General features: G+C 46.4%; 1 pseudogene. It reads right to left on the reverse strand.

Annotation, left to right across the window (positions count from 1 at the left end):
• Positions 1-541 (reverse strand): annotated as a pseudogene (locus tag CIK96_RS11610) (IS1380-like element IS612 family transposase); the annotation flags it as partial.

Genomic DNA, 541 nt, shown 5'->3' on the forward strand with positions numbered 1-541 from the left:
GTCATGATCCACTTGGCAGGTACGGAGATGAATCTGAAGACAAAAGCCTTTATGCGACTCGTTTTCTTGAGCCCAAAAGCCTTGGTGTCAAGCCTGCTCATGATGGTCTTGTAGAAATTGTGTATCAATGCAGTAAGCAGAAGAAAGACAGTATTCTCCGCCATGAATGACTTGGGGAGCCTGCTCCAACCGAATCCGTTGTTCATGTCGTCAAAGATACGTTCCTTGCCGCCACGCAGATTGTAGAATTCAACAATGTCCCTTGTCGATGACTTGTAATCGTTGGTCAGAATACAACGGTAAGTGTATTCGCCTTCCCACAGGTCAAGGTCGCCACTGTTGCGTCTTTGTCTCTGGATGACAAGACGATAGCACTTGCCTTCCCATTTCTCAACGAGAATGGAATTGAGTTCGAACTGGATGCCGTTAATCTCCTCCGTCTTCCATCCTCTCAGAGCAAAGATGTCATTGTAGAGCGAACTGCATCGGTTGGCACGGATGTAGAAATGTTTGCAATGCTTCTCTATCTCACTGACGATTT

The sequence above is a fragment of the Prevotella sp. P4-98 genome (assembly GCF_002251405.1).
GTDB lineage: Bacteria > Bacteroidota > Bacteroidia > Bacteroidales > Bacteroidaceae > Prevotella.